Raw genomic sequence first — 25,565 nt, forward strand, 5'->3', positions numbered from 1 at the left:
GCCCCGGCAGCCGTGGGGGACGGGGATCAGCCGAGGCGTCCCGCGCCCGCGCCGCAGTCGACGATCCGGGGGACCGACCGGGCGGGGTCGACCTTGGTGCGCAGGGTCGGCGTCCAGCCCGCGCCGGACTCGAGGGTCTCGGCGGGGATCTCCGCGTTGTGCACGGCGATCAGGTCGGTGGGCGTGCCGTTGACGTAGTTGTCGGCGGCGGTGACCGGCGCCACGTTCCACCGCTTCAGCACCTTGGCCGCGCTGACGCCGGTCGGCAGCGTGAACGCGTTGTGCTCGGCGACGAGTCGGGACTCCTTGCCGATGCCGAAGCTGTAGGCGAAGTCGCCGTTCGCGACGAAGTGGTTGTTGTAGGAGTCGACCTGTCCGAAGCGGACCCGGGGCGCGCGCTCGACCAGGTTCGAGAACAGGTTGTGGTGGAAGGTCACCTTCAGATGCCCTCGGTCGCCGACGGCCGTCGACTCGCTGTCGCTGTTGCCGACGAGGATCGTCTTGTCGTGCTCGGTGAAGACGTTCCAGGAAGCGGTTACGTAGTCGGCGCCCCGCACGATGTCCAGCTCGCCGTCGTGCTGCTGGTAGAGCATCCCGAAGTAGGTGGGCGCGGCGCTGTCCGGGTGCGAGCCGTCGGTGAACGTGTTGTGGTCCAGCCACACATGCGTGGAGCCGTAGACGACGGCCGTGTCGTACTCGGAGTTCCAGTTGCCCTTGTCGCCGTCGGTCGGGTCCCACTGCGGGAAGCAGTCGATGGGCGACTCGAAGGCAAGGTTGCGGACGATCACGTTGTCGACGGCCTTGATCTGCAGGCTGACGCCCTTGAACCCGGCGTTCCGCCCGATGCCCACGATGGTGGTGTTGGCGGGGATGTTCGCCTTGATGGCCTTGTCCTGGGCGGCGGCGGAGGCGCGCCGCAGGCCCTCCGGGCTGTCGTCGGGCTCGGCACTGAGGTCCGTGTCCAGGCCCCAGGCCTCGGGCGAGTACCTGGCGAGGTAGGCGTCGAAGTCGTAACCGGTTGCGGCGAAGGCGTCACACCCTTCCGCGACGGCGTCGATGACGCCCTTGACCTTGATGATCTTCGGTGTCGAGCCCCCGGCGGCGAGGGCCGCCTTGAACTCGGCCCAGGTGGTGACGGTGTAGACGTGGTCGGCGTCGGCGGCCGATCCGCCCGTGGTCCCGGTCCCGTACGAGGCCCAGCCGTCGTTCGCGGCGAGGACCTGTCGGCCGAGGTCGCGGGTGGCGGAGCGGGAGGTGGATTCCGCCTGGGCGGCGGACGCCGTGCCGGTGACGGGCAGCACCAGCGCGGTGCACCCCACCAGCGCACCAATGACGCGTCCATGACATACCTGTGTACGCACTGTGCGGGTCTCCTCTTTGCTGCGAGAGCGGTTGCGCGAACGGTTGTGAAAGCGGTTACGAAAGCGACTGCGAAAGCGGTTACGACAGCTACGACAGCGACTCGGGCCAGCTGATCCAGGACGTGGGGATCTCCTCGTGCAGCCGGCGGACGTCACACGGCGCGAGCACCCGGGTCCGCAGCAACTCCCGCGCGACGAGCCGCGCCACGGCGATCGCGCCCGGCGGATTGAAGTGCGTGTTGTCCTGCTCGGTCGCCGTCCAGTTGAAGTACGTCTTGGTCTCCTCGACCCCGAGCTCCTGCCACAGCGCGAGGGAAAGCGCCTGGACGTCCAGCAGCGCCACCCGTTCCGCCGCGGCGAGCGCGCGCATCGCGGCGGGGTACTCGCCGTGCGTCGGCAGGGCGTTCCCGTCCGCGTCGAACCTGCGCCGCTCGACGGGCGTGGCGAGCACCGGCCGCGCGCCCTTCGCACGGGCGCCGCCGATGTACAGGCGCAGATAGTCCTGGTACGTCGTCCAGGGCTCGGTGTAGCGGGTCGGGTCGGTGGTCTTCTCGTCGTTGTGCGCGAACTGGATCAGCAGGAAGTCCCCCGGGCGGACGGCCGCGAGGACGGCGTCGAGCCGGCCTTCGTCGACGAAGCTCTTGGAACTGCGCCCGTTCACGGCATGGTTGGCGACGGGCCGGTCCGCCTGGAGGAAGAAGGGCAGCGCCATGCCCCACCCGGTCTCGGGCGCGGCGTCGGCGTACTTCTGGGCGGCGGTGGAGTCACCGGCGATGTAGAGCGTGCGGGGCCGGCCGGCGCCGGCCCGGGCAGGTGCGGCGGCGACCGCACCGAGAGGGAGGGCGGCAAGCGCCGCCGAGGTGACCTGCCTGCGGGTAAGAGACACGAGGATGCACCTCTCGACAAGGGTTCGGTGAATTCCCTGGGGGCGCGGGGAACTGCGCGACCGGCCACAACGGACCCGCAGTCCCCCGCGATCGAAGCCGTGCGACTACGCGTGGTTCTTCTTCCAGTCGGCCTGCGCCGTGTTCAACTGCTCGGCCACCGTGTCCAGAAAGTCCTTCGCGCTCATCTTCCCGAGCAGCACCTTCTGGAAGTTCGGCTCGTTGTCGGCCTTCGAGATCGTGTTCCAGTCGGGCAGGTAGTAGGGCAGCTGCACGATCTTGGTGGTGGTGCCCGCCAGTGCGTCGGCGGCCAGCTTCGTCGCCTCGGACTCCTGCACCCAGCTGTCCTGCGCCGCCTCGAGGTTCGCCGGCACCTGGCCCGCCGTCTTGTTCCACTTGCTGTTCGACTCGTGCGACGCGGCGAACTCGATGAACTTCCAGGCGGCCGCCTTGTTCTTGCCGGACTTGAACAGCCCGAGTCCGTCGACCGGGTTGGAGACCTGCACGCGCGTGCCGTCGTCCTGCGTCGGCGCGGGAATGCCCTTGAACTTGCCGGCCAGCGCCTTCTGGTGATCGCCGTAGGAGCCGAGGTTGTGGCTCAGCATGCCGATGGTGCCGGAGTCCCACTGGGCGACCATCTTGGTGAAGTCGTTGTTGACGTCGGCGGCCGGTGTGTCCTTCTTGTACAGGCCGACGTACTTCTCCAGCGCGGCCACGTTCTTGGGGTCGTTGAGCGTGGTCTTGTCGCCGTTCCAGAACGCGGTGATGCCGCTCTGCCCGTAGGTGGCGTCCAGCGCCTGGGCGATGGATCCGGCGCCGCCGCGGATGGTGTACCCGAACGCGTTCTTGTCCTTGTCCGTCAGCTTGTCGGCGGCCGCGTAGAACTTCGTCCAGGTCGTCGGCGCGTCCAGCCCCGCCGCCTGGAACAGGTCGGTCCGGTACCAGAGCGTGCCGTTGTTCGCGGAGGTCGGCACGGTGTACGTCTTGCCGTCGACGCCGGCCGCCTTGACGCCGTCGAGGAACTTGGCGTTGAGCTGGCTGTTCAGCGGGCTCTTCGCGATCCGGCTGTCCAGCGGTTCGAGGGCGCCCTGCGCGGCGATCTCGGCGAGCATGGCGGTGCCCACGCCGCCGACGTCGGGCAGCCCGCCGCCCTGGATGGCGGTGTCGTACTTGGACTGGACGCTGTCGGAGGGCACACCGACGTACTTCACCTTGATGTCCGGGTTCGCCTTCTCGAAGTCGGCGATGATCTCCTTCCAGACATCGGTACGGACACCGCCGTTGTTGTCCCAGAAGGTGATCTCGCCCTTGCCCGAGCCGTCGCCTCCCTTGTCCCCCGCCGCGCCGCTGCCGTCGTCGCCGCAGGCGGTGGCGGTCAGCGCGAGCACGGAGCCCAGGGCGACGGCCAGGGCGGCGCGCCTGCTTCTGCGGATGCTGCTCTTCATGTGATCGGCTCTCTTCTTCTGGATCCCGACGGAGATATGAAGTTGTGGGGGGTCAATGGGTGGAGCAGTGGGTGGAGCAGTGGGTGGGGCTGTGGAGGGTGCGCTCAGGGGGCGGTGACGGCGAACGGCGCCCAGCCGTCCGTGCCCTTGAGGTAGTTCGCGACGGTGTACGCCTTCGCGTCGGCGTCGCTCAGCTGCGGCCGGTCGGCCGTGACGGTCGCGCCGGGCCCGTGGTTGCGGTACTCGGCGAACCGCGCGTCCCGCCACGAGAACCCGCTCATGTCGGTCCACGGCGTGGACTTGACCGCCGCCGGCAGCTCGGTGTCGCGGATCAGCACCTGCGCGACCGCCGCCGGCTCCCCGCCCGGATGCCACGGCCGTCCCAGGTGGAAGGAGTCGGCCGGGGCGTCGCTGACGACCTTCGACCGGGTGATGAGGAACCCGTACGGGTTGCCCGTCCACGTCGAAGCGGCCGTCAGGTAACCGTTGTTGGTGGTCGATCCGCGGCTCAGCAGCCGGATGACCGAGCGGTCGATCACGGTCGTGGCCCGCCCGTAGACGAAGTCGACGTCGCCCTCGACATAGGAGTCGCGGAGGTAGACCCGGCTGACGGTGGTCAGCTTGGGGCTGTCGGTCATCAACGTGTCCTGGTTGCCCAGGAAGGCGGTGTTCTCGAAGACGATCCGGTCTCCGGTCGTCTTCATGGCCAGCGCCTGCTCGCCGTCGAGTTCGACCGCGGCCTCGTCGAAGTCGTTGCTGAAGGTCAGGTTGCGGGCGGTGACGTCGTTCGCGGCGATCCGGACGGTGGCGCTTCCCGTCGAGCCCCCGTACGCGGCAGGCGTGTCGTGGACGATGACGGTGTCCGAGCGATCGCGTCCGGTCCCCTGGAGCGCGATGTTCGGCTTGGTCGCCGGGACGAAGACCTTCTCGCGGTACGTGCCCGGCGCGACGGCCACGGTCACGGCGTCGGCGTTGCCCTCGGGCACGGCGTCGACGGCGGACTGGACGGTCGGGTAGTCGGCCGGGACGTGCAGCGTCACGGCGGCGCCGATCCGCTTCTGCGGTCCGGAGAGCCGGGTGACCAGGGCGGGGACCGCGGCCGCGGGGTCCAGCCGGTAGGCGTAGAACTCCCGCGGTTCGAAGGCCGCGCCCCATGCGTCGGTCCGTCCGGTGGTGTTCTTCAGGATCGACCCGCGCTGCACCAACTCGGCGGTCGCGTCCGCCTGATAGGGGTGCTGGACACCGTCGTAGTAACCGTTCTCGATGACCATCTTCGTGTGGCCCCGCGACCAGTTCCCGTACGTCCACACGGGGTCCCCGTCGACGACCTGCGCCGAGACGTAGTTGTTGTACAGGTGGGCGTAGGCGCAGTTGTCCGCCGAGGGATTGCGCTGCTTCGTGCCGGTGAACCAGTTGTGGTCGATGGTGATCTGGGTGAGGACATTGGTCGTCCAGCCGATGCCGAACGCCTTGTTGTGGTTCGTGAACCGGTTGTAGGAGACGGTGATGTACTGGCTGTCCTTGCGGATGTCGAGCAGCCCGTCGCCCATGTGTGTGAAGCGGTTGTGGTCGATCCAGACGTGGTCGACGGTGTCCATCTGGATCGCGTCGAAGTCGGTCGTCTTGCCGTCCCAGTCGCCCTCGACGTAGGAGTCGCGGATCGTCAGGTTGCGGATGATCACGTTGTGCGTGCCGGGGTTCAGGTGCAGTTCGCCGTGCATGATCTCGCCGGTGTCGCCGACGCCGATGATCGTCTTGTTCGAGGTCACGACGATGTCGGAGCCGAAGGGCTCGACGGCCACCGCGCCTTTGACCCGGATGACGTACGGCTCCTCGGCGGCCGCGTACCGCGCCAGCGAGGCCTGGTCGGCGACGGTGACGACCTTGCCGCCGGCGCCTCCGGTGGTGCCGCCGGCGAGCGAGGCGAAGCCATGGGCCCGGTCGGTCCAGCGGGCCGCCGAAGACGGAGAGGCATCGGCGGCCGTCGGTCCGGCGGCGGCCACCGGCTCGGCCGCGGCCGCCAGCTCAGCAGCGGCCACCGGCTCAGCAGCGGCTTTCGCCTCGCCGACCGCGCCCAGGCAGAGAGCCGCCACCAGGCCGACGACGGCCGCCAGGACCGCACCCGGTCTCGGCAAGCGCTTGCTAGGGAAGTGCGTCATTGCGGCTCCCAACAGGCGTACAGGAAAAGTGAGTCAGAGAGGTCTGATCCGGAACTCGTCGAACGAGGCCGCCCCTGCGTGTCCCGTCCCGACGGGTGCGAGGGCGAAGAGGCCGAGCAGGGCGCCGACCCAGCGCCAGGGGGTGGCGGCGAAGACGGGACCCGAGTACCGCAGGCCCTCGCCGTCGCCGACGTCGTAGGCGAACCGGCAACGGGCTCCGGAACCGATTTCTACGCGCAGTCGCGCCCGGCCCTCGGGAGCGAGCCGTGGATGGGCCGCGTCCCGCTCCTTTTCCGCAACCGGTTCCGCGAAGCGATGCACGAGGTGGACGGCGCCGTCGGCTCCCCGCTGGAGGCCGATCCAGCCGAAGGCGTCCCCGAGGACCGCGAGGCCGGCGCGTGCTCCCGGTTCCTCGCTGTGCAGCCGCAACTCCACCTCGACGGCGGACGGGAACCCGGGCAGGCGCTGGGTGAGGACGTTCGGCAGAGTGCGCAGATCGTGCGCGCCGGCCGTCCGTACGCAGGTCAGGCGCAGTCCGTCGGCGGAGTGCTGGGTGGCGAAGCCGTCCTGCGGGTTGGCCGTCCACGACCACTGGCGGCCGAAGCGTCCGCCGGGGAAGTCGTCGTCGGTCGCGGGCGCGGCGGGCGGCCCGGCGGGCAGCTCGGGCCGCCGGTGCTCCGGGACCGGGGCGCCCTCGTCGCCGATGACCGGCCAGCCGTCCGCCCCCCAGCGCATGGGCTGGAGGTGGACGACCCGGCCGTAGGCGCCGCGCTGCTGGAAGTGCAGGAACCAGTCCTCGCCGGACGCGGTGCGCACCCAGCCGCCCTGGTGGGGGCCGTTGACCTCGGTGTCCTTCTGTTCCAGGACGATCCGCTCCTCGTAGGGGCCGAAGAAGTCCCGTGCGCGCAGCGCGCCCTGCCAGCCGGTCTCCACTCCGCCGGCGGGCGCGAGGATCCAGTACCAGCCGTCGTGCCGGTAGAGCTTCGGGCCTTCGAGAGTGAACCAGCCGGGGATCCGGTCCCCGTCGACGATCAGCTTGCCCTCGTCGAGGACGGCCGTTCCCTCCGGGTGCATCCGGTGGCCGGTGAGCCGGTTCTTGACGCCGGCCCGGGACTTCGCCCAGGCGTGCACCAGGTAGGCCTCGCCGGTCTCCTCGTCCCACAGGGGGCAGGGGTCGATGAGCCCCTTGCCCTCCTTCACCAGGTGCGGACGGGTCCAAGGGCCCCTGATCTCCGGTGCGTTGACCTGGAAGACGCCCTGGTCGGGGTCGCCCCAGAAGATCCAGAAGCGATCGTCGTGATGCCGGAGCGAGGGCGCCCAGACACCGCAGTCGTGGCGCGGGGTCCTGAACTCGTCGGCCGGTTCGAGGCGTTCGAGGGCGTGCCCGACCAGCGTCCAGTGGACCAGGTCGCGCGAGTGCAGCAGCGGCAGGCCGGGGGCGCGGCCGAAGCTGGAGGCGGTGAGGTAGAAGTCGTCGCCCACGCGCACGACGTCCGGGTCGGACCAGTCGGCGTTCAGGATCGGGTTCGTGTACGTCCCGGGCTGCTCGTCCGTCACTGGCTGACCGCCTTCCTGACCAGGGCCGCCGCCTCGCCGCGGTCCGGGCGGCCGTCGGCGACGACGGTGACGATCCGGCGGACGGCCGTCTCGCCGGGCGGGATCGGCAACCGCTCGGCCGAGGCCAGCGAGGAGCCGACGCCCGGGTACTCGGCGGTGCGGACGAACCAGGGGTCGCGGCGGGTGGCCTCGGTGGCGCCCGCGAAGACGAGCGTCCAGCCCTCGCCCGCCAAGGCGAGCCAGTCGGCGCAGGTCCCGTGGACCGAGGCCTCGCCCTCGGCGCCGGCGGTGAAGACGTCGGGGGCCGCGTCCTCCTTCCGGGCGCGCCAGAAGAAGCCGCCGTAGGCCGCGCCGGGGCGTCCGTTCGTCGCCGGGCTGCCGATGGACAGCGGTGCGGAGGTGACGTTGGTGAGCGAGAAGGTGAAGTCCAACGCCCAGGCCGTGTCGGTGAGTTCGGTGGCCGCAACCGTACGGCGCTCGCGCAGCAGCTCGGTTCCGGAGGCGACCCAGCGCAGCTCCTCCACGAAGCCGTCGGGGTCGCGGAGTTGGAAGGAGCCGTGGCGCTGGGCGCCGTGGTTGTCGAGCTCGGTCGGGCCGCGGTCGCGGACGTAGGTACGGCCGCCCCAGAAGTTGTGCCCCTCGACGTCGGGTACGGCTACACCGACGCCGAGGTGGTGTGCGTGGTCGGCCGGGCTCAGTTCGGTGACCGCCGTGCCGGCCAGGGTGGTGACGGGGTGCAGGTAGGGGCGCGGGGAGAGCCGGGCGGGCAGCTCGGGCCGGGTGACGTACCGGCCGACCGGGCGGCCGGCGACACGCAGGACGACCGGTGAGTCGGGTGCCGGTGCGGTCATCAGGGGCTCACCTCTTTCGGATGCGCGGTCGTGAACGCCCAGGGGGCGCCCAGTTCGGAGTAGAGGGCGAGGGTGTCGGCGGCGGCCGCGACCAGCCCGTCGATGCCGGGGACGACGCGTCGGTCCTCGTCGGGGATCAAGTGCCAGGCGTCGTCGGGCAGTTGCACCGGGTCGGGGGCGACCCGGATCGCCTCGACGACCCGCATGAACGACTCGGTGGCGGTGGGCGGGACGAGCAGCCGCGCCCCGTCGGTGAGGTGGTCGACGAGGTTCTCCAGCAGGTCGGTGCTGCCGTACTCCAGCTCCTCGGGGCCGTGGCCGGCCCGCTGGAGCAGCACGCGGTCCTGCTTGTACCAGTAGGTGATCCGGCCGCGGTCGCCGTGGACAACGACGTACGGGTCGTCGGGGTCCTCGGCGCACAGCGTGGCCGCGACGACGATCCGGAGGCCGTCGGCCGTGGTGACGCGGACGCAGGAGGTGTCGTCGGAGGCGATGGCGTTGGCGTGCGCCAGTTCCGTCTCGATGCCGGTGACGTCCTCGGCGCGGGTGGCGCCGGCCAGTGCGAGGGCGGTGGCGACGGCGTGCGCGAGCGGGTTGGTGAGCGCCCCGTCGATGACGTCGACGCCGTTCAGCCGCCGCTTGCCCGCCCAGGGGGCCCTGCGGTAGTACCCCTGCGCACGCGCCCAGGCCCCGGCGCCGCCGACGCCGTCCACCGCGCCGATCGCACCGTCGTCGATCAGCCTGCGGATCGCGGGCACGGCGTGCGAGCCCAGCGACTGGAAGCCGATCTGGCAGACCACGCCCGCCTCGGCGACCCCGTCGGCCATCCGGCGGAACTCGGCGTAGGACGGGGCGGGCGGCTTCTCCAGGAGCAGGTGGACTCCCTTGCGGGCCGCGATCAGGGCCAGGTCGGTGTGGGTCGGGATCGGGGTGCAGATCACCGCGATCCGGGCGCCGGTCGTGTCGAGGAGCGTGCCGAAGTCGGCGGACTGCTCGGGGGCGCCGAGGCCCTCGGGGATCTCGGCCGGGGTCAGCGGGGTCAGTTCGCAGACGCCCGCCAGTCGGACGATGCCCTTGTCCTGGAGCCGTCGGATGTTGTCCAGGTGCCAGCGGCCGTGGCCGCGCGCGCCCGCGAGAACGATCGGGACCGGTGCGTTCATCGGTTCTGCGGTGCTCATGGGATCCTCCCTGCGCCCGCGCCGCGTGCCACCTCGCGGTCGGCTGCCGCGGCGCTGTCGATCTTTCCGTGCAGGGTAGGCGTCCAGCCGACGTCCGCCGTGAGATCCCGCTCGCTGCCGCTGTTGTAGGCGTTGTGGATCGCGAGGAGATCCACGGGCCAGCCGTTGAAGAGGGTGCCCGTCTGGTGCAGGGCGGTGCCGTTCCAGCTCTTGACCAGGTCGGCGACCTCCACGTGCCCCGGGGTGTGGAAGGCGTTGTTCTCGGCGTGGATCGCGGACTCGGTCGACACGCCGAGCGAGTAGCGGTAGTCGGCGCCCTCGGGGACCACGTACCGGTTGTCGTACAGGTGCACCTGCCCGAAGCGGACGCGCGGGGCGCGCTGGACGATGGACTCGAACTGGTTGTGATGCACGGTTACCCGGAGTTTTCCGCGGTCGCCGATGGCGGTGTCGCCGCTGCCGATGAGCATCGCCTTGTCATGGCCGGCGAACCGGCTCCAGGAGACGGTGACCAGGTCGGAGCCGTTGGTGATGTCGAGCAGGCCGTCGTGGCGGAGGTAGTTGCGGGCGAAGTAGGTGGGCTCGTCCTCGTCCGGGTGGCCCTGGTCGCTCGCGGTGATGTGGTCGACCCAGACGTGGGTGGCGCCGGTCAGCCAGATGTTGTCGTACGCCGTCTTCCAGTCGCCGAGGCCGCCGGTGTTGGGCTGCCAGACGGGGAAGCAGTCGTAGGCGTCGCGCAGGTCGAGGTTGCGCAGGATGACGTTGTCGGCGTTCCTGACCTGGAGGCTCGCGCCCTTGAGGACGGCTCCCCGGCCCAGGCCGACGATGGTGGTGTGGGAGCCGACGGGCAGCACGATCCGCTCGGCCTGCCGCGCGGCCGACGCCTGTCGGGCTTCCTCCTGGGGGCCGCTCGGCTTGGCGGCGCCCCAGGTGCGGGGGTCGTAGGCGGCCAGGTAGGCCCGCAGGCTGTAGCCGTCGGTGGCGTAGTCGGCGCAGTCCAGGCGGTCGCCGTCGTCGTCGGTGTTGGCGTCGACGGTCCCGGCGATCCTGATGATCTTCGGGGTGTCGCTGCCGCCGTCGAGGGCGCGGACGAGTCCCGCGCGGTCGGTGACGGTGTAGACGTGGGCGTCGTCGGCGGCCGCGCCTCCGGTGGTGCCTGCTCCCGCGGAGGCCCAGCCGTCGTTCGCCGGCAAGGTGTCGCGGCCGATGTCCCGGGCCTCGGCGCGGGCGGGCATGCAGAGGGTTCCCCACACCACTGCCATGACCGCGATCTGACGGAGCCTCACTCCACCTGTCATCCCGTTCCTCATCCCTTCACCGCCCCCGCGCTGAAGCCGGTGATCAGCCACTTCTGGATGAAGGCGAAGACGATCACCACGGGGACGGCGGCGATGATGCCGCCCGCGGCCAGCGCGCCCAGGTCGACGCTGTCCCCGCTCATCAGGGTGTTGAGGCCGACCGGAATCGTCTGCTTGCTCTGGTCGGAGAGGAACATCAGGGCGAACAGGAAGTGGTTCCAGGCGTGCACGAAGGCGAAGGAGCCGACCGCGATCAACCCGGGCCGCAGCAGGGGGAGGATGACGATCCGGAAGGCGGTGAGCCGGTTGCAGCCGTCGACCCAGGCGGCCTCCTCCAGGGAGTACGGCACGTTCCGGATGAAGCCGCTGATCAGGATCATCGACAGAGGCAGCTGGAAAACGGTTTCGGCGATGATGACACTCGCCAGCGAGTTGATCATCTTCAGCTCGGCGAAGATCTGGAAGAGCGGCACGAGAAGCAGTGCGCCGGGCACGAACTGGGTGCACAGCAGGGCGAGCATGAAGCCACGCTTGATCTTGAAGTCGAAGCGGGCCAGGGCATAGCCGCCGGCCAGGGCGACGCCGGTGGTGAGCAGCAGGGTCGCCACCGCGGTGATCACGCTGTTCTGGAAGTAGATCCCGAAGTCACGCTCGTTCCAGACCTTCTCGAAGTGGTCGGAGGTCATCGGCCAGGGCACGAGCGAGGTCGAGCCGGCCGGGCGGAGCGCGAAGAGGAGGATCCAGTAGAAGGGGACGAGGGTGAAGACCAGGTAGATCGTCAGGGGGAGGTAGATCTGCCAGCGCGGGGCTTCGTCCCAGGCGCGCTTTCTCCTGGACGGCCGTCGGTCGGCGGCTTGGGGCAGGTGCACGGGGACGGGCCTGACCTCGGTGGCCTCCTTGGTGATCACTTGTCGCCTCCTCCGAACTTGCTCAGCCGCAGATAGACCATCGAGCAGAAGAGCAGGATCACGAACGCGACCGTGGTGAGGGCGGACGCGTAGCCGAAGTTGTGTGCGTCGACGCTGGTGTTGGCGATGTAGAGCGGGAGGGTGGTGGTCTCCCCCGCCGGGCCGCCGCCGGTGAGCGTGTACAGCAGGTCGACGTTGTTGAACTCCCACACCATGCGCAGCAGCGTGGACAGGACAATGGCGTCCTTCAGGTGGGGCAGGGTGATGTACCAGAACTGCTTGACACGGCTGGCTCCGTCGACCTCGGCGGCCTCGTACAGGTCCTTGGACACGGACTGGAGGTCGGCGAGGATGAGGATCGCGAAGAAGGGGACACCGCGCCACAGGTCGGCGACGACCACCGCCGAGAAGACGGTGGAGGTGTCCGAGAGCCAGCTGGTCCCGTACTCGCCGATGCCCATGTCGGCGAGGTAACGGGTGATGCCCGTCTGCGAGTTGTAGAGCAGCACCCAGATCGCGGAGGTCAGCACGCCGGAGACGGCCCACGGGGAGAAGACCAGTGCGCGGCCGAGCGAGCGGCCGACGAAGGTCTGGTTGACGATCAGCGCCAGCGCGAGACCGAACAGCAGCTGCAGCCCGACCTCGACGAAGACCCACTTGGCGCTGAAGGTCAGCGTGTCCCAGAACTGCGGGTCGTCGGTGAAGATCTTGACGAAGTTGTCGAAGCCCGCGAAGCCGTTCCGCCAGGGCTTGGTGGGGTTGTAGTTCTGCAGGCTGTAGTAGAAGACGCTGATGACCGGATAGGCGATGAAGCCCACCATCAGCAGGGCCGCCGGCGCGATCAGCAGGTACGGCAGCCTGCGCGGGGTGGCGGAGGCACGGCGCCGCCGCCCGGGCGCGGGCGGTTTCGCCACGGCTGCGGCTTGGGCCATGACTGTTCTCCGTTCTCAGTTACGTCGTGCGTGCGTGGTGCGTGTGTGCGTGCGTGCGTTCGTGGTGCGTGCGTGGTGCTTGTTCTCGCGCTCGTTCTCGTGCTCGTTCTCGTGCAGGAAGCGCTTTCCCCCTGTACAGGCGTGTGCGCTGCGATGCTTGCTGTGGCTTCAGCCCGCGTACGGGTCCGCGACCTTGCCCGGGCGGGCCAGGAACTCGAAGTCGCAGCCGGTGTCGGCCTGGGTGATCTGTTCGTTGTAGAGCGCGCCGTAGCCGCGCTCGTACCGGGTGGGCGGCGGCGTCCAGTCCGCCCGGCGTCGCGCCAACTCCTCGTCGTCCACGTTGAGTTGGAGCGAGCGGGCCTCCACGTCGAGGGTGATCGAGTCACCCGTGCGCACCAGGGCGAGGGGCCCGCCGACATACGACTCGGGCGCGATGTGCAGCACGCATGTGCCGTAACTCGTCCCGCTCATCCGGGCGTCGGAGATCCGCACCATGTCCCGGACGCCCTGCTTGAGCAGGTGGTCCGGGATGGGCAGCATGCCGTACTCGGGCATGCCCGGGCCGCCCTTGGGACCGGAGCCGCGCAGCACCAGCACGGTGTCGGCGGTGATGCCCAACTCCGGTTCGTTGATGGTGCGTTGCATGGTCCGGTAGTCGTCGAAGACGACCGCGGGGCCGGTGTGCTTGAGCAGGTGCGGCTCGGCGGCGATGTGCTTGATGACGGCGCCGTCCGGGCAGAGGTTGCCGCGCAGGACGGCGACCCCGCCCTCGTCGGCCACCGGGTTGTCCCGGTCGCGGATGACGTCGTCGTTGTGGACCTGGGCGCCGGCGAGCTGCTCGCGCATCGTGTCGTACGAGACGGTCGGGCGGTCCAGGTGGAGCAGGTCCGGGATCCGGGAGAGGAAGCCGGGCAGGCCGCCCGCGAAGTGGAAGTCCTCCATGAGGTACGTCCGGCCGCCGGGGCGGACGTTGGCGAGGACGGGGACGGTCCGGGCGATGCGGTCGAAGTCGTCGAGGGTGAGCTTGACGCCGGCCCGGCCGGCCATGGCGATCAGATGGATCACGGCGTTGGTGGAGCCGCCGAGGCCCAGAACGGTCGTCACGGCGTCCTCGAAGGCGTCGCGGGTGAGGATCGACGAGAGAACACGGTTCCTGTGGACCTGTTCCACGATTCTCATGCCGGACTGCGCGGCCATCCGATCGTGCCCCGAGTCCACGGCCGGAATGCTCGACGCGCCCGGAACCGTCACGCCCAGCGCCTCCGCCGCGGCCGTCAGCGTGGACGCCGTGCCCATCGTCATGCAGTGGCCCGGCGAGCGGGCGAGGCCGTTCTCCAGCTCGGCCAGCTCGCAGTCGCCGATGAGACCGGCCCGCTTGTCGTCCCAGTACTTCCACATGTCGGTGCCGGAGCCGAGGACCTCGTTGCGCCAGTGGCCCGGCAGCATGGGCCCGGCCGGCACGAAGACCGTCGGCAGGTCGACGCTGGCGGCGCCCATGAGCAGCGCGGGAGTGGTCTTGTCGCAGCCGCCCATCAGCACGGCCCCGTCGACCGGGTAGGAGCGCAGGAGCTCCTCGGTCTCCATGGCGAGCAGATTGCGGTAGAGCATCGGGGTCGGCTTCTGGAAGGTCTCGCTGAGCGTGGAGACCGGGAACTCCAGCGGGAAACCGCCCGCCTGCCACACGCCCCGCTTGACCGCCTGGGCGCGGTCACGGAGGTGCACATGACAGGGATTGATGTCCGACCAGGTGTTGAGGATCGCGATGACCGGCTTGCCGAGGTGTTCCTCGGGGAGGTAGCCGAGCTGGCGGGTGCGGGCGCGGTGGCTGAAGGAGCGCAGGCCCTCGGCGCCGTACCACTGGTGACTTCTGAGGTCCTCGGGACGCCGTTGCGAAAGATCGCCTGGAAGATCGTCGAAGCGCTTCATATGGACCATCCGGCTGCTATGGCGGCGACCTCGGCCCGCTCGCCCTCGGGCAGCGTCCGGCTCGGCGGGCGGACCTCTCGGCGGCACAGGCCAAGGGAGGCAAGGGCTTCCTTGACGACGGTGACGTTGTTGGCGGAGCCGCCCGCGGCCCGTAGCTCCTCGAAGCGCCTGATCTGTTCCCACACTTTCATCGCGGCCGGATAGTCCCCTGATCGGAGCGCTTCGATCATGTTCAGCGAAACAGCCGGGGCGACGTTCACGAGCCCTGAGGTGAATCCGGTGGCGCCCGCGGAGAAGTAGGAGGGGGCATACGGCTCGGCGAGACCGGCGACCCAGACGAAGCGCTCCAGACCGGCGTCACGCGCGAAGGCGGCGAACCGGGAGGCGTCCGGGACGGCGTACTTGACGCCGATGACGTTGGGACAGTCGTCGGCGAGTTCGGCGAGGCGTTCGCCGAGCAGCTGCGCGTTGCGGATGTACGGGACGACCCCCAGCTCGGGCACCGCCCGCGCGATCTCCCGGTGGTAGTCGACCCAGCCGCTCTGCGAGACGTAGGGGTGGACGGGCTGGTGGACCATCACCATCTGTGCGCCCAGGTCACGGGCGTGCCGGGCGGAGGCGACGGCGGTCGGCACATCGTGGCCGACGCCGACGAGGATCGTCGAACGCTCCTCCGCCTCGTCGATCGTCAGTTCCGTGACGAGCCGCCGCTCCTCGGGGGTGAGGGCGTAGAACTCGCCGGTGTTGCCGTTCGGGGTGAGGGTGGTGATCCCGCCGTCGAGCAGTCGGCGCAGCAGGGCCCGGTGGGCTTCGCCGTCGACGGAGCCGTCCTCGGCGAACGGGGTCACCGGGATCGCCACCACGTCGGCCAGGGCCGCCCGCTGGGTCTCGAACGCCACGCTGCTCATTCCTGACCTTCCTGTTCAGGTAGCTGTGCCTCTCGGTCGATCTCGGGGAACGCCCGGTGCACGAAGGACGCGATGTGGGCGTGCAGGGCGCGGCCCGCGCCGTCCGCGTCGCCGGCCAGGGCGAGCCGCAGGATCTCGCGGTGCTCGCCGGCCTCCCGTTCCCAGGAGGGCGAGGCGGCCCAGGCGACGGCGGAGACCAGGGCGGCCTGGTCGCGGACCTCGTCGAGCATCCGGCCGAGCAGCGGGTTGCCGCACGGCAGATACAGGGCGCGGTGGAACTCCCGGTTGGCCAGGGACCGTTCGGCGGTGTCGGTCGCCTCGTCGGCCCTGGTCAGCGCGGAACGCGCGGCGTCCAGGGAGGCGCCTCGGCGCACGGCCCGCTTGAGCGCCTCGGGTTCGAGGAGCAGGCGTACGTCGTAGACCTCGCGCGCCATGTCCGCGTCCACCATGCGCACCGTGACGCCCTTGTACTGGCTCATGACGACCAGTCCGGTGCCGGCCAGGGTCTTGAGCGCCTCGCGCACCGGGGTCTTGGAGACCCCGAACTGCGCGGCGAGCTCGGTCTCGACCAGGGCCTGACCGGGCGTCAACCGCCCGGTGAGGATGCGGCGTTTGATCTCCTCCAGCACGTACTGCGTGCGGGACGGGATCGGCGTGGGCACAGAGGTCATGCGCGCCTCTCGGATCTCACGGATCTCGGGATCGGATCTCACATATCGCGTCTCATATATGACGTACGAAGTACGACGCGTTGAAGGTAGGAGCAGCCCTGTGTTTCGTCAATGCTTCTGACAAAGGAAGCGTCAGAACGGGATGGTCTCGCCCTCGCGTGCCGTGCGGGTGGGCCCTCCGAAGGCGGCGGCGGCCCGGGCGGTCGCGTCCTTGCGGTTCAGCGTGGGCCCGACGTGGGTGATGTACAGCTCGCGCACCCCCGCCTTGCGGGCGGCCTCGCCGGCGTCCTCCGGCGTGAGATGCACCTGCTGCTCGCGTTCGCCTTCGCGATGCCGGTCGATGTCCGCCTCGCACAGGAACAGCTCGGCCCCGGAGGCGAGTTCGGTGAGCGCGTCGCACGGCCCGGTGTCCCCGGAGTACGCGAGGACACTGCCCTGGCACTCGACCCGCAGCCCGTACGCCTCGGTGTCGTGCGCCATCCGGCGCGAGCTGAGGCGCAGGTTCCAGTGCCGTACGGTGTGCCCGTCGAACAGGGCCCTGAAGTCGAGGAACTCGCTCAGGAACCGTACGTCCGGCCGACCGAAGAAGCCTGCCATGCGCCGGGCGCAGTCGAGCGGCGCGTACACCGGGATCGGGGCCGGCGGGGCCATCCCGCCGTAGGCGAACGCGTAGGCGGCGGCGAGCAGATCGGCGCTGTGGTCGACGTGGAGGTGGGAGATCCAGATCGCCGTGAGCCGGTCGGGGTCCGTGTGCCGCTGCAACTCAGCGAACGATCCCGGCCCCGCGTCCACCCACACCTCGGCTCCCGCGCCGCGCAGCAGATAGCCGGAGCAGGGGCGGCCGGGCCCCGGGTGCGGAGAGGCGGTGCCGAGAACGGTGAGGCTGAGGGGCATGCTCGGGAGCGTACGTTTCGGCCCCACCGGACGCGCCCCGTTTACGCGTACGCGCCCTGTTTACGTCCGTCTGCGGCGGCCGCGGGGTGCGCCTTCGCGTCCGTCTGCGGCGGCCGCAGAGTGCGTGGGTCAGCGCGTCCATCCCGGGGCGCGGCCGCTCAGACCGACCGTGCGGTCGAGCAGGGGGGCGTCTCCCGGGACCTTGACGACGGGGCCGAAGATGCCGTCTCCGCGGTCGTTCTCGGCTGCCGCGGCGGCGAGGAAGTCGTGGGCCGCGGACAGCGCCGCCGGGTCGGGCCGGTACTCCTGGCCCGTGGCCCGGGCCAGGTCCCAGCCGTGGATCACCAGTTCGTCGACGGCGACGGCGGCGGCGATCGCGCCGGGCAGGTCCACGCCGCCCGCGCGGGTCATGCCGCTCCAGGCCGCGGGGTCGCGCCAGGCCTCGGCGAGCTCGTCGAGCGCCTCGGCGAGTTCCTCGCGCCAGGCGGGGCCGATGTCCGGCACGGCGGTCGTCGGCGGGGTGTCGGTGGTGGCGCCGAGGTCCTTGCGTGCGGCGTCGCGGAAGGCGACGGCGAGGCCGGTCAGGTGTCCGAGCAGGTGACGGACCGCGTAGTCCGGGCAGGGCGTCCCGTCCGCGAGCCGCTCGTCGCGCACCGCCTCCGCGAGGCGGGCCACGATCCGGGTCTGGGGTCCGAGGTCGAGGGTGATCGTCGTGTAGGTCATACAGGGTGGACCGGCGGCGGCCCGCGAACTCATCGGTGCGCTGCGGCGAGCTCCCGGCCACGCTTCTAGGGCATCTGCCCGATGCCCGAGTGACCGCCTTAGAGCCACGATGACCAGGCATGACGAAGAACTGGTCCGTGGTGCGCGTGCTGCGGGACCGCGACGCGGGGCTCTATCTGGCCGCGTCGGTGGTCTCCGGGTTCGGCACCTCGGCGCTGTGGCTGGTGTCCGGGGTGTGGGTCAAGGACCTCACCGGCTCGAACGGGCTTGCGGCGCTGTGTGTGCTGGCGCTGTGGCTCCCCACCCTGTTCGGCCCGCTGCTGGGCGCCCTCGCCGATCTCCCCCAGTCCCGGCTTCGCTCGACCGGGCGGTGCCCCCATGGTCGAAAGCCCCTGCTGGTCGCGCTCAACCTGGGCCCGGCGGCCCTGCTGCTCACCGTCCTCGCCGTGGACTCCCCCGGCCGGCTGTGGCTGCTGTTCACGGTGCTGGTGCTGTACGGCGCCGCCTCGGTGGTGGCCGACGCGGCCGAGTCCGCGCTCGTCGCCGGCGCCGTCGCACCGGAGCTGCTCGGCGACTTCAACGGGCTGCGCACGACGGCCGTGGAGGGCATGAAGCTGGTGGCCCCGCTGGCGGGCGCGGGTGTCTACGCGGCCTACGGCGGCCCGAGCGTGGCGCTGCTGGACGCGGCGAGTTTCGTGTGCGCGGCGGGGCTGTACGCGTGCGTGCGGGTCCGCGAGGAGCGCCCGGAGCCCGTGACGGGCGGTTGGCGGGCGCGGACGGCCGAGGGCGCCCGCTTCCTCCGGGAGCACCCGGCGCTGCGTCCGCTGGCCGTGGCGGGCGGTACGACGATGCTGTTCGCGGGGATCAACGGCGCGTTGATCTACGCCGTCGTCGAGGGCCTCGGCCGCTCCCCCGCGTTCACGGGCGTGCTGTACGCCGTCCAGGGCGCCGGTTCGGTCGTGGTCGGGCTGCTCGCGGGGCCCGCGCTGCGGTGGCTGGGAGAGCGCCGGTTCGCGGCGTGCGGGATCGCCCTGACGGCCGTCGCGGTGATCGTGCGGGCCGTTCCGTCGGAACCGGTGGCCCTGGTGTGCGCCGCCGCGATCGGGGTTGGGCTGCCCTGTGTGCTGATCGCCGCGCTGACCGCCGTCCAGCGGGAGACTCCGGACGCGCTGCTGGGCCGGGTCGCCGCCACGGCCGGCACCCTGCTGTACGCGCCGAATGTCTTCGGCCTCGCGGCGGGCGCCGCGCTCGTCGAACTCGTGCCGTACCAGCCGCTGTTGGTGTTGCTGGGCGTGACGCGGCTGGTGACGGTCCTGCCGCTGTTTCAGCGCGCCGCGAGTGCTTCCCGCACGGCGGCCAGGTCTCCGTCCGACGCCAACCCGGCGTGATACAGCCGGATCTGCGTCGCCCCGAGCTCCTTCGCGCGGGCCGCGTCGGCCGTGAGGGTCCCCGGGCTGCCGCCCATGCCGGAGACGACGCCGAGGTTGGCGGCGATGACCGTGCCCTCGTGGCGCTGCTCGGCGAAGGGCGTCAGCAGGCCGGGCCCGCCCGCGCAGGGCACCACCACACCGTCCGCGACGGACAGGATGTGCGCGGGGTCGACGCCCGGGTTGGCGCCCACGTGGTACGTCACGGGGTCGGCGTGCAGCAGGACCTGGAAGCCGACGGGCGCGGCGGCCCGAACGGCGGCGACGGCCGTCTCCTGGAGGGTGCAGGCGGTTTCGTCGCGCCACGCGCGCGTGGCCGCCGCCGTCTCCTCCCCGAGGAGCTTCTCGACGGCTGCCCAGCCTCCGTCGTCCGGGGCCCCCCGCCACAGCGGCTCCAGCGCCTCGCGGACGGCGGCGGCGAGCGCGTCGGCGTCCAGGCCCCGGGCGCCGTAGCCGGAGCGGCAGTCGGGGCAGAAGCAGAGCGCCATCAGGTACTGGCCGGCGTCCCCGAGGCCGACGCCGCCGGTCTTGTCGTGGGCGTGCAGATGCTGGAGGCCGTACCAGCCGAGGGACTCCAGTTCGGTGCCGGCCGCGCCGGGGCGCACGGCGGCCTCGGCGGCGAGGTCGACGAGGTACGCGCGCGTGGCGGGCTGGGCGATGCAGGGGGCCCACGGGTAGCGGTCGCCGTAGGCGTTGACGACCGAGGTGTCCGGATGGTCGGCGCCCAGGCGGGAGTTGTGCGCGAGGACGACCCAGGTGTGCACGTCGAGGCCGGCCTGCGCGAGCGCTTCGGCGGCCTCGGCGAAGGCGTCGCCGGGGGCCCAGTCGCCGGCCGGGTACGGGCGCAGGGCGCGGCCCTCCCAGCGGTCGTCCGGCGGGTACAGCACGGCCGCGTGCTCGGCGGTGACGATGCGGTGGTGCGGGTGGCGGGGGGTGAGGGCGCGGGTGGAGTGGTAGGCGGCGGCGAGGGTCACCTGTTCCACTCCGAGCGCGGCGATCCGGGCCGGGGCCTCGGGATCGCCGGTGACGTCCCAGGGGTAGACGAATGTCGACGCCTTCACTTACGTGTCCTCCTCCAGCAGCGCGAAGCCGCGTTCGATCACCTGGGCGAGTTGCTTGACATGGTCCTCGCTCGGTTCGTGCAGCGGCGGGCGGACCTCGCCGACGTCGAGACCGCGCAGCCGGACACCGGCCTTGACGAGGGAGACGGCGTAACCGCGGCCCTGGGCGCGCAGTTCGACGAACGGCCGGTAGAACCCGTCGAGCAGTCGGCGGGCGGTGCGCTCGTCGCCGGTGGTGAGCGCCCGGTGGAAGGCGAGGGCGATGTCGGGGACGAAGCAGAACACGGCCGAGGAGTAGAGGGTGACGCCGAGGGCCCGGTAGGCGAGCTGGGTCTGCTCGGCGGTCGGCAGGCCGTTGAAGTAGAGGAAGTCGCCGGGGACCTCGGTGCGCACGGCGCTGATGATCCGCTGCATGAGGTCGAGGTCGCCGAGGCCGTCCTTGAGGCCGATGATCCCCTCGGTGCGGGCGAGTTCGACGACGGTCTCGGGGGTGAAGACGGCGTTGTCGCGCTGGTAGACGATCGTGGGCAGCGCCGTCGCGGCCGCCACCGTCCGGTAGTGCTTCAGCAGGCCCTCCTGGGCGGCCACGACGAGGTAGGGCGGCAGGACGAGCAGGCCGTCCGCCCCGGCCCGCTCCGCGAGTCTCGCGTAGCGCACGGCGAGCGCGGTCCCGTAGCCGGCGCCCGCGACGACCGGCACCCGCCCGGCGGTCTCCTGCACGGCCGCTCGTACGCAGGCCTCGAACTCCTCCGGCGCGAGCGCATGGAACTCCCCGGTGCCGCAGGCCGCGAAGACCGCGGCGGCGCCCGCCTCCACCCCGTGGCGGACATGCGTGCGGTAGACGTCGAGGTCGAGGGAGCCGTCGGGGCCGTAGGCGGTGACGGGGAAGAACAGCGGTCCGCTGGGGACGCGGAGGCGGGCGGCGAGCGGGGCTGACGTCACAGGCTCTCCCGGGTCCATACGCTCATGATTCCCGAGAATCACAAGCATCACGAGCAGTCCATATTCTTGAGCAGCGTCCATATTCCTGAACAAGCTCACGCTAAGGTGCCCGATCGAGCCCGGTCAAGCGCGCCAACCCCCGAGACACCAGCAGTTTTGGCACCCCTGTAGGACACTTGACGAGCACCGCCGCCGCTCCTTAGCGTGTCCATGAATGTGAACCTCGGCCATGCATGTGCCCGATGGCGGGGGTGCCCGCTCAAGTGATCCAAGGAGACCCGAGGATGCCCGCACCGCGCACCGTCCTGCTCACCGGCGCCGCCGGCGGCCTCGGCACCCTGATGCGGGACCTGCTGCCGGCCTACGGCTACGAGCTGCGCCTGCTCGACCTGCGCCCGATCGACGGCGAGCCGGCGGCGATCGTCGCGGACCTGGCCGACCGGGAGGCGGTCCGGGAGGCCGTGCGGGGCGTCGACGCGATCATCCACCTCGCGGGCATCTCCCTGGAAGCCCCGTTCGAGAAGATCCTCAAGGCCAACATCGAGGGCACCTACCACCTGTACGAGGCGGCTCGCGAGGAGGGCGTCGGCCGTGTCGTCTTCGCCTCCTCCAACCACGCGGTCGGCTTCACACCCCGCCCCGGCGGCGACGACCCGCTGATCCCGATCGACGCCCCGCACCGCCCGGACACCTTCTACGGCCTGTCCAAGTCCTTCGGCGAGGACCTCGCCCAGCTCTACTGGGACAAGCACGGCCTGGAGAGCGTCTCGGTGCGCATCGGCTCCTGCTTCGCCGAGCCGACCAGCGTGCGCATGCTGTCGATATGGATGAGCCCGGCCGACGGCGCCCGCCTCTTCCACGCGGCCCTGACCGCCGAGAACGTCGGCCACAGCATCGTCTACGGCTCCTCCGCCAACACCCGGCTCTGGTGGGACCTGAGCACCGCGCGGGCGCTCGGCTACGAGCCGCAGGACGACTCCGAGCCGTACGCCGAGAAGCTGATCGCCGAGCAGGGCGAACTGGACCCGGAGAACATCGCCCACGCCCACCTGGGCGGGCACTTCGTCAGCGACCCGCCGATCTGGCCGTACTGACCGCAGAGCGGACCTCGCGAACGGCGGGCGGGCACCGAACGGGCCCGCCCGCCGCCGTATCCGGGCACGCGCCCTGCCCGATCCCACCCGCCGCACGGCCGCCCCGCAGGTCCGAGCCGGGCAGACCGCAACGCGAACGGGCCCGCCCGGGCCGTATCGGGCCCGCAACAGGCCTGGTCAGTGCCGCGCACCCGCTGTAGAACTTCCCCCATGGGCCGCACCGGGCCCGAACGGGCAAGGCAGCGGGAGAGCGAGGTGAGGGCATGACCTCGAGAACGGCGGAGGAGCGCCAGCGCGAGATCGTGCGCACCGCACGGGCCGCCGGCTCGGTCGACGTCGCCGCGCTCGCCGCCGAACTGGGCGTGGCCAGGGAGACCGTACGACGGGATCTGCGCGCCCTGGAGGACCACGGTCTCGTCCGCCGTACGCACGGCGGCGCCTATCCCGTGGAGAGCGCCGGCTTCGAGACGACGCTCGCCTTCCGCGCCACCAGCCATGTGCCCGAGAAGCGCCGGATCGCCGCCGCCGCGGCCGGGCTGCTCGGGGACGCCGAGACGGTCTTCGTCGACGAGGGCTTCACCCCGCAGCTCATCGCCGAGGCGCTGCCCGGGGACCGGCCGCTGACCGTGGTCACCGCGTCCCTGCCGGTCGCGGGCGCGCTCGCCGGGACCGACAACGTGTCCGTGCTGCTGCTCGGCGGCCGGGTGCGCTCGGGCACCCTGGCCACCGTCGACCACTGGACGACGAAGATGCTGGCCGGGTTCGTCGTCGACCTCGCCTACATCGGCGCCAACGGCATCTCCCGCGAGCACGGTCTGACCACCCCGGATCCCGCTGTCGGCGAGGTCAAGGCGCAGGCCGTGCGGGCGGCCCGGCGCACGGTCTTCGTGGGCGTGCACGCCAAGTTCGGGGCGGTCAGCTTCTGCCGGTTCGCCGAGGTGGGCGCACTGGAGGCGATCGTGACCAGCACGCTGCTTCCGACGGCCGAGGCGCACCGGTACTCGCTGCTGGGGCCGCAGGTCATCCGGGTCTAGCCACGATCCGGGACGGGCCGGAGCGGGTGGCCGAGGCCGGACCCGATTGGCCGCCGGGTAAGGGAACGGCAAAGTGGGCCCGATCGTTCACGAGGCATGACAGCTATGACCCCCGGCTCGAACATCCCACTCCCCGTCGCCCGAGTGACGGTGGACGTCGCCGCACCGGTGCGCCTCGACGTTTCGGGCCTGCTGCTCACCGGCGACGGCAAGGTGCGCTCCGACGACGACTTCATCTTCTACAACCAGCCCGCCGGCCCGGGCGTCACGTACCGCTCGGGCGGCGGCACGGCGCCCGACGCGATCACGGTCGACACCACCGCCCTCCCCCCGGGCATCGAGAAGATCGTCGTCACCGCGAGCCCGGACGCCGCGGGGCAGACCTTCCAGGGCGTCGAACCGACGGCGACGATCCGCGGCGCGGACGACAACAGCGTCCTGGCCACCTTCACTCCCCCGCAGCTCGGCAACGAGACGGCGCTGGTCGTCGTGGAGATCTATCTCCGCAACGGCGCCTGGAAGGCCCGCGCGGTCGGCCAGGGATACGCCAACGGCCTGGCCGGCATCGCGACCGACTTCGGCGTCACGGTGGAGGAGCCGCCGCCGGCCGTACAGACCCAGCCGGTCGCCCCGCCGCCGCCCGTGCAGGCGCCGGTGACTCCGCCGGCCCCGGGCTGGGACCCGCGCACCGCCACGCCTCCGCCGCCCGCCGTTCCCCCGGCCGCGCCCGCCGCACCCCCGGCCACCGGGAAGATCAACCTGGACAAGGGCCGGGTCAGCCTGCAGAAGAACCAGACCGTGTCCCTCGTCAAGGGCGGCCGCCCGCTGCTCTCGCAGGTCAAGATGGGCCTCGGCTGGGAGCCCGCGTTCCGCGGCAAGGACATCGACCTGGACGCCTCGGTGATCGCCTACGGCCCCCAGCGCAACCACATCGACAGCTGCTACTTCGGCAAGCTCTCCATCGTCAACGGCGCGATCAAGCACTCCGGCGACAACCTCACCGGCGAGGGCGGGGGCGACGACGAGGTGATCGTCGTCGACCTCGGCCGTCTCCCGCAGGAGGTGAGCGGTCTGGTCTTCACGGTGAACTCGTTCTCCGGCCAGAAGTTCACCGAGGTCGCCAAGGCCTACTGCCGACTGCTGGACGCCGCGACCGGCGAGGAGCTCGTCCGCTTCGACCTCACCGGCGCCGAGCCGCAGACGGGCGTGCTGATGGCCAAGATGATCAGGCAGTTCTCCGGCGAGTGGGAGATGACGGCCATGGGCGACTTCGTGAAGGCGCGCACGGTCCGCAACATGGTGAAGCCGGGGGCGCAGGCGCTGTAGTCGGCCGCCGACCCGCAGTCACGCAGGCCGACGGGCGCCCGCCACCACGGGGGCGCCCGCCGCCGTCACCAGGGGTGGACCGCAGCCGTCACGGGTGGGCACCGCCGTCACCGGGCGGACCGCAGCCGTCACGGGTGGCCCGCCGCCGTCATCAGGGGTGAACCGCAGCCGCCACGGGTGGCCCGCAGCCGTCACGGGTGGGCACCGCCGTCACCGGGCGGACCGCAGCCGTCACGGGTGGCCCGCCGCCGTCATCAGGCGGACCGGGCGGACCGGGTGGACCGCAGGCCTTGCGCCAGCAGGCCCTCCGTCAGCAGCGAGACATACCGGCGGATGGCGCCGCTGTCCCCGTTCGCCAGCTCCGACGCCGTCGCCACCCCGTGCGCGAGCCGCAGCACGTCGATCGGCTCGACGTCCGCCCGCAGGGTCCCCTCCCGCTGCGCCGCCCCGACCAGCCGGGCCGCCGCCGCGTTCATGTTCGTGCCACAGGCGGTGACCGCGGCCGCGCTGCCGTCCGTGACGGCCGAGCCCAGCAGGGACTTCATGCCGCGGACCTGGATCGTGCCGACGCACAGCTCGTTGAGCCACGCCACCAGCGCCTCGCCCGGCGGGAGCTCCGCGCCCAGTTCGTCGGCCCGCGCGGCGAGCGCCTCGACGCGGTCGAGGTAGGCCGCCTCCAGCAGCGCCTGCCGGGTCGGGAAATGCCGGTAGAGCGTGCCGGAGCCGACGCCGGCCCGCTTGGCGATGTCGTCGAGGGAGGCGCCCTCCCCATGCTCGGCGAAGGCCTCGGCCGCCACCTTCAGCAAGCGCTCGTAGTTGCGGCGAGCGTCCGCGCGCATGGGTCTTCCTTGCGTCATCCAGCTGACTCCTTGCGAACCGGGGACTCTCTCGGGCGACCGGGTCCTGTCGCGCTGTCCGCATGGTCCACCAGATCACGCAGTGACACCAGACGGGCAGCAGCCCGGGGCCGCCCGCCCGGTGCCGGG

At 71.3% G+C, this 25,565-nt stretch carries 22 protein-coding genes; 4 read left to right on the forward strand and 18 right to left on the reverse strand.

The genetic code is table 11. The annotated features are described in order from the left end of the window. Positions 1-26: 26 nt before the first annotated feature. The 15 genes from ACWD4O_RS29790 to ACWD4O_RS29860 form a co-directional block, all read right to left on the reverse strand. The gene (locus ACWD4O_RS29790) at positions 27-1,361 is read right to left on the reverse strand and encodes a pectate lyase family protein (RefSeq protein ID WP_451284512.1); all 1,335 of its coding nucleotides are present in this window, start codon (positions 1,359-1,361) and stop codon (positions 27-29) included. A gap of 88 nt (positions 1,362-1,449) precedes the next feature. Next, the gene (locus ACWD4O_RS29795; protein ID WP_451284513.1) at positions 1,450-2,247 is read right to left on the reverse strand and encodes a rhamnogalacturonan acetylesterase; all 798 of its coding nucleotides are present in this window, start codon (positions 2,245-2,247) and stop codon (positions 1,450-1,452) included. 105 nt (positions 2,248-2,352) lie between these two features. Then, positions 2,353-3,690, reverse strand: coding sequence for an ABC transporter substrate-binding protein (locus tag ACWD4O_RS29800; RefSeq protein WP_451284515.1), 1,338 nt, complete (start codon positions 3,688-3,690; stop codon positions 2,353-2,355). Positions 3,691-3,794: 104 nt separating this feature from the next. Beyond that, complete coding sequence (locus ACWD4O_RS29805) at positions 3,795-5,849, reverse strand: pectinesterase family protein (protein ID WP_451284517.1); 2,055 nt, start codon at positions 5,847-5,849, stop codon at positions 3,795-3,797. 33 nt (positions 5,850-5,882) lie between these two features. Further along, on the reverse strand, positions 5,883-7,406 hold the full coding sequence (locus ACWD4O_RS29810; RefSeq protein WP_451284519.1) for a family 43 glycosylhydrolase: 1,524 nt from the start codon (positions 7,404-7,406) through the stop codon (positions 5,883-5,885). After that, on the reverse strand, positions 7,403-8,257 hold the full coding sequence (locus tag ACWD4O_RS29815) for a DUF6807 domain-containing protein (RefSeq protein WP_451284520.1): 855 nt from the start codon (positions 8,255-8,257) through the stop codon (positions 7,403-7,405). The genes ACWD4O_RS29810 and ACWD4O_RS29815 overlap by 4 nt, the downstream gene beginning before the upstream one ends. Continuing rightward, a complete protein-coding gene (locus tag ACWD4O_RS29820; RefSeq protein ID WP_451284522.1) occupies positions 8,257-9,435 on the reverse strand; it encodes a Gfo/Idh/MocA family protein in 1,179 nt (392 codons plus the stop codon). The genes ACWD4O_RS29815 and ACWD4O_RS29820 overlap by 1 nt, the downstream gene beginning before the upstream one ends. Continuing rightward, on the reverse strand, positions 9,432-10,733 hold the full coding sequence (locus ACWD4O_RS29825) for a pectate lyase family protein (protein ID WP_451284524.1): 1,302 nt from the start codon (positions 10,731-10,733) through the stop codon (positions 9,432-9,434). Before ACWD4O_RS29825 ends, ACWD4O_RS29820 begins: the two co-directional genes overlap by 4 nt. 8 nt (positions 10,734-10,741) lie before the next feature. Then, positions 10,742-11,641 (reverse strand): carbohydrate ABC transporter permease, encoded by a 900-nt coding sequence (locus tag ACWD4O_RS29830; RefSeq protein WP_451284526.1) that lies wholly within the window; start codon positions 11,639-11,641, stop codon positions 10,742-10,744. Further along, the gene (locus tag ACWD4O_RS29835; protein WP_351908463.1) at positions 11,638-12,573 is read right to left on the reverse strand and encodes a carbohydrate ABC transporter permease; all 936 of its coding nucleotides are present in this window, start codon (positions 12,571-12,573) and stop codon (positions 11,638-11,640) included. The genes ACWD4O_RS29830 and ACWD4O_RS29835 overlap by 4 nt, the downstream gene beginning before the upstream one ends. A gap of 168 nt (positions 12,574-12,741) precedes the next feature. Then, entirely contained in the window at positions 12,742-14,508 is a 1,767-nt protein-coding gene (gene araD / locus ACWD4O_RS29840; RefSeq protein ID WP_451284528.1) for an L-arabinonate dehydratase, read from the reverse strand. Further along, a complete protein-coding gene (locus tag ACWD4O_RS29845; protein WP_451284530.1) occupies positions 14,496-15,407 on the reverse strand; it encodes a dihydrodipicolinate synthase family protein in 912 nt (303 codons plus the stop codon). Before ACWD4O_RS29845 ends, araD begins: the two co-directional genes overlap by 13 nt. Then, positions 15,404-16,078: a GntR family transcriptional regulator gene (locus ACWD4O_RS29850; protein WP_351908469.1), complete on the reverse strand. Its 675-nt coding sequence runs from the start codon at positions 16,076-16,078 to the stop codon at positions 15,404-15,406. Before ACWD4O_RS29850 ends, ACWD4O_RS29845 begins: the two co-directional genes overlap by 4 nt. A gap of 132 nt (positions 16,079-16,210) precedes the next feature. Then, positions 16,211-16,972 (reverse strand): MBL fold metallo-hydrolase, encoded by a 762-nt coding sequence (locus ACWD4O_RS29855; protein ID WP_451284532.1) that lies wholly within the window; start codon positions 16,970-16,972, stop codon positions 16,211-16,213. Between the two features lie 129 nt (positions 16,973-17,101). Further along, the gene (locus tag ACWD4O_RS29860; RefSeq protein WP_451284533.1) at positions 17,102-17,695 is read right to left on the reverse strand and encodes a TIGR03086 family metal-binding protein; all 594 of its coding nucleotides are present in this window, start codon (positions 17,693-17,695) and stop codon (positions 17,102-17,104) included. A 119-nt stretch (positions 17,696-17,814) separates the two neighbouring features. On the opposite strand from ACWD4O_RS29860, the gene ACWD4O_RS29865 reads away from it, so the two are divergent. Further along, positions 17,815-19,083 (forward strand): MFS transporter, encoded by a 1,269-nt coding sequence (locus ACWD4O_RS29865; RefSeq protein WP_451284535.1) that lies wholly within the window; start codon positions 17,815-17,817, stop codon positions 19,081-19,083. Here the strand turns inward: ACWD4O_RS29865 and ACWD4O_RS29870 are convergent. Both ACWD4O_RS29870 and ACWD4O_RS29875 read right to left on the reverse strand, forming a co-directional pair. After that, positions 19,020-20,183 (reverse strand): hypothetical protein, encoded by a 1,164-nt coding sequence (locus tag ACWD4O_RS29870; protein ID WP_451284537.1) that lies wholly within the window; start codon positions 20,181-20,183, stop codon positions 19,020-19,022. The genes ACWD4O_RS29865 and ACWD4O_RS29870 overlap by 64 nt on opposite strands. Then, a complete protein-coding gene (locus tag ACWD4O_RS29875) occupies positions 20,184-21,125 on the reverse strand; it encodes a 5-dehydro-4-deoxyglucarate dehydratase (RefSeq protein WP_451284539.1) in 942 nt (313 codons plus the stop codon). Between the two features lie 284 nt (positions 21,126-21,409). Between ACWD4O_RS29875 and ACWD4O_RS29880 the strand changes: the two genes are divergently transcribed. From ACWD4O_RS29880 to ACWD4O_RS29890, 3 genes are all read left to right on the forward strand, one after another. Then, positions 21,410-22,219, forward strand: a complete 810-nt coding sequence (locus tag ACWD4O_RS29880) for an NAD-dependent epimerase/dehydratase family protein (RefSeq protein WP_451284541.1) — start codon at positions 21,410-21,412, stop codon at positions 22,217-22,219. Positions 22,220-22,482: 263 nt separating this feature from the next. Continuing rightward, entirely contained in the window at positions 22,483-23,253 is a 771-nt protein-coding gene (locus ACWD4O_RS29885) for a DeoR/GlpR family DNA-binding transcription regulator (protein WP_451284543.1), read from the forward strand. A gap of 105 nt (positions 23,254-23,358) precedes the next feature. Continuing rightward, positions 23,359-24,579, forward strand: coding sequence for a TerD family protein (locus ACWD4O_RS29890; protein WP_451284637.1), 1,221 nt, complete (start codon positions 23,359-23,361; stop codon positions 24,577-24,579). A gap of 254 nt (positions 24,580-24,833) precedes the next feature. Here the strand turns inward: ACWD4O_RS29890 and ACWD4O_RS29895 are convergent, their stop codons facing one another. Continuing rightward, positions 24,834-25,436: a TetR/AcrR family transcriptional regulator gene (locus ACWD4O_RS29895; protein WP_451284545.1), complete on the reverse strand. Its 603-nt coding sequence runs from the start codon at positions 25,434-25,436 to the stop codon at positions 24,834-24,836. Positions 25,437-25,565: the final 129 nt, after the last annotated feature.

The organism is Streptomyces sp. NPDC002623, from assembly GCF_053592635.1.

Bases quoted from the DNA above. Each gene is read 5' to 3' on its own strand.
- ACWD4O_RS29800 (WP_451284515.1), bottom strand. From the start codon at position 3,690: ATGAAGAGCAGCATCCGCAGAAGCAGGCGCGCCGCCCTGGCCGTCGCC.
- ACWD4O_RS29805 (WP_451284517.1), bottom strand. From the start codon at position 5,849: ATGACGCACTTCCCTAGCAAGCGCTTGCCGAGACCGGGTGCGGTCCTG.
- ACWD4O_RS29815 (WP_451284520.1), bottom strand. From the start codon at position 8,257: ATGACCGCACCGGCACCCGACTCACCGGTCGTCCTGCGTGTCGCCGGC.
- ACWD4O_RS29820 (WP_451284522.1), bottom strand. From the start codon at position 9,435: ATGAGCACCGCAGAACCGATGAACGCACCGGTCCCGATCGTTCTCGCG.
- ACWD4O_RS29825 (WP_451284524.1), bottom strand. From the start codon at position 10,733: ATGACAGGTGGAGTGAGGCTCCGTCAGATCGCGGTCATGGCAGTGGTG.
- ACWD4O_RS29835 (WP_351908463.1), bottom strand. From the start codon at position 12,573: ATGGCCCAAGCCGCAGCCGTGGCGAAACCGCCCGCGCCCGGGCGGCGG.
- araD (WP_451284528.1), bottom strand. From the start codon at position 14,508: ATGGTCCATATGAAGCGCTTCGACGATCTTCCAGGCGATCTTTCGCAA.
- ACWD4O_RS29845 (WP_451284530.1), bottom strand. From the start codon at position 15,407: ATGAGCAGCGTGGCGTTCGAGACCCAGCGGGCGGCCCTGGCCGACGTG.
- ACWD4O_RS29850 (WP_351908469.1), bottom strand. From the start codon at position 16,078: ATGACCTCTGTGCCCACGCCGATCCCGTCCCGCACGCAGTACGTGCTG.
- ACWD4O_RS29855 (WP_451284532.1), bottom strand. From the start codon at position 16,972: ATGCCCCTCAGCCTCACCGTTCTCGGCACCGCCTCTCCGCACCCGGGG.
- ACWD4O_RS29860 (WP_451284533.1), bottom strand. From the start codon at position 17,695: ATGACCTACACGACGATCACCCTCGACCTCGGACCCCAGACCCGGATC.
- ACWD4O_RS29865 (WP_451284535.1), top strand. From the start codon at position 17,815: ATGACGAAGAACTGGTCCGTGGTGCGCGTGCTGCGGGACCGCGACGCG.
- ACWD4O_RS29880 (WP_451284541.1), top strand. From the start codon at position 21,410: ATGCCCGCACCGCGCACCGTCCTGCTCACCGGCGCCGCCGGCGGCCTC.
- ACWD4O_RS29885 (WP_451284543.1), top strand. From the start codon at position 22,483: ATGACCTCGAGAACGGCGGAGGAGCGCCAGCGCGAGATCGTGCGCACC.
- ACWD4O_RS29890 (WP_451284637.1), top strand. From the start codon at position 23,359: ATGACCCCCGGCTCGAACATCCCACTCCCCGTCGCCCGAGTGACGGTG.
- ACWD4O_RS29895 (WP_451284545.1), bottom strand. From the start codon at position 25,436: ATGACGCAAGGAAGACCCATGCGCGCGGACGCTCGCCGCAACTACGAG.